Origin of the sequence: Actinocatenispora comari, assembly GCF_017312725.1 — a bacterium.
In the GTDB taxonomy this organism is placed as follows: Bacteria; Actinomycetota; Actinomycetes; order Mycobacteriales; family Micromonosporaceae; genus Actinocatenispora; species Actinocatenispora comari.
The window spans coordinates 1-240 of the sequence record NZ_BOPO01000136.1 but is presented as its reverse complement, the minus strand read 5'-3'; the positions used below and the strand labels follow the sequence as shown (position 1 = coordinate 240).

Here is a 240-nt window from a genome sequence, read left to right as displayed (position 1 = left end):
GTTTGTCAGGTAATCAACCATAAACGATGTGACTTGTTCATTTGTGAGGCTGCCTGAAGCTGTGTTTCCTTTGGATGATGCCCATGCGGATGTGTAGGTCTTCGGCTGGTCGTTTTTTATTTTTTTCACATTTGTCCCAGAAGAATCTGAGGCTGGATCAGCTTTTTCAAAAACCCATTTTTTATGTTTTGTATCATATGAGAGTACATAATGAAAGCTCGGTTCCGCCTCTTCCATATC

At 40.8% G+C, this 240-nt stretch carries 1 protein-coding gene; it reads right to left on the bottom strand.

Translation table 11 applies throughout. The features are described from left to right. The coding region (locus NUM_RS33510; RefSeq protein ID WP_207128948.1) for a hypothetical protein at positions 1-240 on the bottom strand (240 nt) is incomplete at both ends.